Origin of the sequence: Nocardioides sp., assembly GCF_025964975.1 — a bacterium.
In the GTDB taxonomy this organism is placed as follows: Bacteria; Actinomycetota; Actinomycetes; order Propionibacteriales; family Nocardioidaceae; genus Nocardioides.
Window position 1 is genome coordinate 1 of record NZ_JAOPXV010000107.1, and the last position, 5,485, is coordinate 5,485.

The 5,485-nt window shown below is 67.7% G+C and carries 6 protein-coding genes; 1 reads left to right on the forward strand and 5 read right to left on the reverse strand.

Features of this window, described 5'->3' with window-relative positions; translation table 11 throughout:
• Positions 1-209 precede the first annotated feature (209 nt).
• The 5 genes from JWN68_RS07685 to JWN68_RS07705 all read right to left on the reverse strand — a co-directional run bounded on the left by JWN68_RS07685 (position 210) and on the right by JWN68_RS07705 (position 4,719).
• Positions 210-389, reverse strand: a complete 180-nt coding sequence (locus tag JWN68_RS07685; protein WP_297737087.1) for a PAS domain S-box protein — start codon at positions 387-389, stop codon at positions 210-212.
• A gap of 115 nt (positions 390-504) precedes the next feature.
• Positions 505-801, reverse strand: coding sequence for a DUF1416 domain-containing protein (locus JWN68_RS07690; RefSeq protein WP_297737090.1), 297 nt, complete (start codon positions 799-801; stop codon positions 505-507).
• A 1-nt stretch (position 802) separates the two neighbouring features.
• The gene (locus JWN68_RS07695; protein ID WP_297737093.1) at positions 803-1,651 is read right to left on the reverse strand and encodes a sulfurtransferase; all 849 of its coding nucleotides are present in this window, start codon (positions 1,649-1,651) and stop codon (positions 803-805) included.
• A 430-nt stretch (positions 1,652-2,081) separates the two neighbouring features.
• The gene (locus JWN68_RS07700) at positions 2,082-4,256 is read right to left on the reverse strand and encodes a carboxypeptidase-like regulatory domain-containing protein (RefSeq protein WP_297737096.1); all 2,175 of its coding nucleotides are present in this window, start codon (positions 4,254-4,256) and stop codon (positions 2,082-2,084) included.
• Between the two features lie 166 nt (positions 4,257-4,422).
• On the reverse strand, positions 4,423-4,719 hold the full coding sequence (locus JWN68_RS07705) for a MoaD/ThiS family protein (RefSeq protein WP_297737098.1): 297 nt from the start codon (positions 4,717-4,719) through the stop codon (positions 4,423-4,425).
• Between the two features lie 45 nt (positions 4,720-4,764).
• Between JWN68_RS07705 and JWN68_RS07710 the strand changes: the two genes are divergently transcribed.
• On the forward strand, positions 4,765-5,485 hold a 721-nt coding region (locus JWN68_RS07710), incomplete at its 3' end, for a response regulator transcription factor (RefSeq protein WP_297737101.1).

Genomic DNA, 5,485 nt, shown 5'->3' on the forward strand with positions numbered 1-5,485 from the left:
GGAAGTCCTCGTGGCGCCTGTTCATCCGGTCGTAGTGCCCCGAACGATCAATCAGGATGAGCCCGACGTCCACCGAGTCGTAGACGGCCTGGACCATCCGGCTCTGCAGCTCGATCGTCGCGTTGGCCGTGGCCATCCGCGCCTCGAAGTCGTGCTGCTCGGTCACGTCGCGGATCTGGGAGATGAAGTGGATGGGCTCCCCGCTCTCATCACGCAGCAGGGCGACCGAGGGACTGCATCAGCTCGAGGCTGTTCTGAACGTCGTCGGGGTGCGTGATGTCCCTGATGTGCATGGTCTGCAGAACGTCAGCGTCGTAGCCGACCATCACGCAGAAGGACGCGTTGACGGTCACCAGGTCGCCCGTCGGTGAGACCAGCGCCATCGCCACCGGGGAGTTCTACAGCGTGAGGCTCCAGAGAGCTGCGCGCTGTCGCCCTTGTCGTCCATCCACCGCCGCCCTCTCGTAGGAGGTCGAGCGTCGCGACAGCAGTCGCAGACCGGGCCTAGATGGCGACAGCCACCTCTGCGACCGATCCCACGGCAGCACGCACCCGGGTGTCGACCGGCTCGGTCCGCGGTGCCAGGGTGCGCAGCGTCCACTCGCCCTCGCCGGCGAAGAAGCGGAAGTGCCCGGTGGCGCTGGTGGGCACCTCGGCGGTGAACTCACCCGTTCCGTCGAGCAGCCGGACGTATGCCGAGCCGACCGGCTCGCCGCCACGCGTCACCTGCCCCTGGATCACTGCTTCCTTCGCGACGTTGACTCCGTCGAGGGACAGTCCGCCTTCGGTTGCTCCGCACATGTCAGGCCTCTCCGGGCTCGTCGCCGAGGGCGATCGGTACGCCGACGAGGGAGCCGTACTCGGTCCAGGAGCCGTCGTAGTTCTTGACGTTCTGGTGGCCGAGCAGCTCCTTGAGGACGAACCAGGTGATCGACGAGCGTTCACCGATGCGGCACAGGGCGATGGTGTCCTTCGAGTCGTCGATGCCGACCTCGGCGTACAAGGCCTTGAGGTCCTCGTCGGACTTGAAGGTGCCGTCGTCGTTGGCGTTCTTGCTCCACGGAACGTTCAGCGAGGTTGGCATGTGACCGGCGCGCTGCGACTGCTCCTGCGGCAGGTGCGCCGGGGCCAGGAGGCGGCCGGCGTATTCGTCGGGGCTGCGCACGTCGATGAGGTTGGAGACCCCGATGGCGGCGACCGCCTCGTCGCGGAACGCGCGGATGGAGTGGTCCTGCTCGGTGGCGGTGTAGCTCGTCCGGGTCCGGGTCGGCAGCTCATCGGTCAGCTCGCGGGAGTCCAGCTCCCACTTCTTGCGCCCGCCGTCCATCAGCTTGACGGACTGGTGGCCGTAGAGCTTGAAGTACCAGTACGCGTAGGCGGCGAACCAGTTGTTGTTGCCGCCGTAGAGCACGACCGTGTCGTCGTTGCTGACCCCGCGCTCCGACAGCAGGGCCTCGAACTGCGCCTTGCTGACGAAGTCCCGGCGGACCTGGTCCTGCAGGTCGGTGGTCCAGTCGAGCTTGATCGCGTTGCGGATGTGGCCCTTGTCGTAGGAGGTCGTGTCTTCGTCGACCTCGATCAGGACGACGCCGTCGGTGTCGAGGTTGTCCTCGACCCACTGGACGGTGACGAGCGATTCTTCGCGGCTCATGGGGGTGTGCTCCTTGGTGTGGACAGAAAGCTGGGGCGTGTGGACGGGCGCGGATGGTCAGCGCGCGGGCAGGTGCCGCGGGCTGCGGAGGGACGAGGCCGCGGCGGCGAGGAGCCCCAGGGATGGGCTCAGCCGGGTGTGGAGTGCGGACCCGTCAGGACATTCGACACAGCGCCGAGCGCGTGCGGCAGTGGTCCACTGCGCGGCGCTTGGTGAGCATGGTCGAGAACATGGTGTGGACTCTAAGGCGGGCACACCCGACCGCATTCCCGCGTCTCGAATGTTGGACCTACCAACCACGATGTGAGACGACCCGGGGCGAACGGCGGGCGTCCCTCGCCGCATCGGTGCCGCCCTCCAGCAAATGGCCGCAGGGCCCCGGTGGCCGAAACCACCGGGGCCCTACGATGTCGCTGATCTCGCTTCGGCGTCAGCGCCTGATCTTGACGGTCACGCGCTCGTCGTTCGAACCGACCTTGCCCTTGCCGATGAAGAAGAAGACAAGCTTGTGCTTGCCCTTCGTCAGCTTGGCGAGCGAGACGGCGCCCATGCCCTTCTTGACCTTGGTCTTGGCGATCTTCTTGTACTTGATCGTCCCGTTGTCCTTGACCTTGACGATCTCCTTGACGATGACCTTGCCCTTGACCTTCTTGGCCTTCACGGGGTTGGCCTTGATCTTGATGGCCGCCTTGCCGCCCGAGGTCTTCACCTTGATCTTCGGCATGTAGCCGATCTTGACCGAGGGAGCCGAGGTGGCCGAGCCGAGGAGCCGGCCGTTCTCCGCGCTCACCCGCAGGGTCAGACGGTCACCGATGTGGGCCGTGGTCGGGGTGAAGGTCTCTCCCGTGCCCACGACGGTGGTGCCGACGAGCCACTCGTAGTCGAAGTCCGTGCCGGTCTGCACGTTCCACACACCCGAGCGGGCCGCGATGGGCTTGCCCACCCAGGGGTAGTCGACGTCGATCGACGGGCGCTCGACGGCCCCGAGCCGGTTGCCGAGAACGGCCGCCAGGCCACTCACGAGCTGTCCGGACTTCACCGTGACGACGACAGCGTCGTCGACCGCGGACTTGTCCTTCCACCACTCCCCGGCGTGGAAACCGGAACTGTCGTCGAAGCGAACCTTGTAGGTGCCGGGACGAAGCGAGCGGCTCTCGAACGTGGCGTCGGACTCGAAGTCGACCAGGTCGAAGAACACCGGGCTGGGGTGGCCGAGACCGTCGTCAGCTCCCAGCACGGACACCGAGGGCTCCAGGGGCGTCCCAGGCAGACCAGTGACCGAACCGGCGATGCCGCCGGCTCGCTCGAGCGTGACGTCGACAGCACCCACGGGCGTGCCGGGGGTCACCGTGACCACAGGAGCACGCTCGTAGTCCTGCCCGCCGCCGTACCACGACCCGAACAGGCCGAAGGCGTTGTCGTCACCCTGGACGTAGGCGTTCACCGAGATCTTGAACTGGCTCTCCCCCTGGACCTTCTCCAGGTTCTTGAAGGAGTAGACACCCTGGCGGTTGGAGTAGACCCGCTCGACGTTCGTGCGGTCCGCGGGGCGAGCCGGCGTGGTGAGAGCCGTCACCTCGGCGCCCACGACCGGCACACCAAGGTTGTCCCTGACGGTGCCGGTCACCTCGACCGTCCGGGTCGGGTCGACGGGCAGGGGCGTCAGCGCCGCGTTGATGCCGCCCACAGCCTGGCCGACACCGACCATGACCGGCGTGGCCTCGGACGGCGACGTGACGTTGTTGTAGTACTCGGGGGAGTACTCCTCGATCGGGTCGACGAACCGGACCACCTGCTGGCCGGTGGGAGCGTTCTTGATGGTGTAGACGCCGTTCTTGTCCGTCAGGTCGAAGGCGTCGCCCGCGTAGACCGCGACGAACTCGAGCGGAGCACCGGCATCGCTCGTGACCTGACCGCTGATGCTGCCACCGCGTGCCAGGACGATGTTGCCGACGTTGGCCCCCGTGGCGGTCGCCGCGACCGGGGCGGCGGTGGCCAGGTCAGCCGCGTCGGCGTAGTACTCGAGGGCGTAACCCGCTGCGGAGAACGACAGCTTGACCGGCGCAGCCTGCGTCGGGACCTTGAACGTGCCCTTCTCGTCGGTGCTCCGGGAGCCCAGGCCTGCACCGGTCGCCGCATCGAACACCTCGATCGAGGCGTGCAACGGCTTGCCGGCGCCGTTGGTGACCGCGCCGACGACGTAGGGCTGGTCGATGGTCCAGGATCCGAGGGACACCGGTGTGCCGCCGGAGACCGCGACCGCGTCCGCCGTCGCCAGGTCGGCCTTGTCCTTGTAGAACTCGGTGTAGTCGCCGTACGTGTCGAACTCGAACTTGTAGACACCGTCGGGCAGCGTCTTCTCGAGGTAGCCGTTCGGGCCGACGTACGCGGAGGTGGAGTAGACGTACGAGTCGCCGGACTGGACGTGGAAGGTCACCACTCCGGAGATCGGATTGCCGAACCCGTCGGTGACACCGCCGGTGACGACTGATGCCGCGTTCGCAGGCGCAACCGCGCCCAGGCTGAGTCCCGCGGCAGCGAGCGCGGCGCCCGCCAGCATCGCGGTCAAACGGCGCACTACGCGCCCGGACACGGCTCTACTCATGCTTCCCCCTACATTGAATGATCACCTGAACTGACGAACGTCTTGACCCGACTCCCCGAAGTGCTCGACGTCGAAACGCGAAGACGCGCGCTGACCTTAACCGAAGTGACCCGTGCCCCACGACTGTGGAGCGTGGGTGGGCCGGGCACTCCGGGCTGATGGAGACTCAGCCGCCGGCGAACGGCGGCAGGAACTCGACGGCGACGCCGGGAGGGACCATGACCGCATCGGCGTCCTCAGTGCCCGCCGGTCGGTCGCCGACCAGCACCGAACAGACTCCGATCGTCCGCGCCACGTCCACGCCTGGATGAGCGGTCAGGACAAGACGCAGGACCTCCGACAAGGTGACCGGGCCGGACACCTGGAACACGTCCTGGTCCACGCCTGTCGCTGACCGTGCACCGGCCCAGTAGCGAGTGGTGATCGTCTCAGCCTCAGCCGTCGGGCTGCTGTCGGTGCTCACAGCGCCTATTCTGTCGTACTCCGCCACCGTGGGGAGGACACCGCCATGAGCGCCTTGCTGCTGCTGACCAGCGCCCTGCGCCCGTCCGTCGACGTGCTGCCCGCCCTGGCGCTGCTCGGCCACACGGTCAAGATCCTTCCCGCCGAGGGCAGCGCACTGCTCGACGCCCCTGACGCCGACCTCGTGCTGATCGATGGCCGCCAGGAGCTCGCCCACGCTCGTGACCTGTGCCGGCTCATCCGCACCACCGGCACCGACGTGCCCGTGCTGCTGATCGTCACCGAGGGCGGGCTCGCCGTCGTCACCCACGACTGGGCCATGGACGACGTCGTGCTCCACACCTGCGGCCCGGCCGAGCTCGAGGCGCGCATCCGGCTCTCAGTCGGCCGCCTGGCGGCGGAGCGCGAGGCCGCCGACCCCGCCTCCCACGTGATCCGGTCCGGCGAGGTCGTGGTCGACGATGCGACGTACACAGCGAAGGTCAGCGGCCGGGCGCTCGACCTGACCTACAAGGAGATCGAGCTGCTGAAGTTCCTCGCCCAGCACCCCGGGCGGGTCTTCACCCGCCAGCAGCTGCTGCAGGAGGTGTGGGGCTACGACTACTTCGGGGGGACCCGCACCGTCGACGTCCACGTGCGCCGGCTCCGCGCGAAGCTCGGCGTGGAGAACGAGCACCTCATCGGCACCGTGCGCAACGTGGGCTACCGCTTCGTCCTGCCTGCGAAGGAGTCCGAACCCGCACCGGACCGGGCCCGCTCGGAGCGCT

What these genes read in the sequence shown, in the direction of transcription:
- JWN68_RS07690 (WP_297737090.1), bottom strand. Translation starts at nt 801, where the DNA reads ATGTGCGGAGCAACCGAAGGCGGACTGTCCCTCGACGGAGTCAACGTC.
- JWN68_RS07695 (WP_297737093.1), bottom strand. Translation starts at nt 1,651, where the DNA reads ATGAGCCGCGAAGAATCGCTCGTCACCGTCCAGTGGGTCGAGGACAAC.
- JWN68_RS07700 (WP_297737096.1), bottom strand. Translation starts at nt 4,256, where the DNA reads ATGAGTAGAGCCGTGTCCGGGCGCGTAGTGCGCCGTTTGACCGCGATG.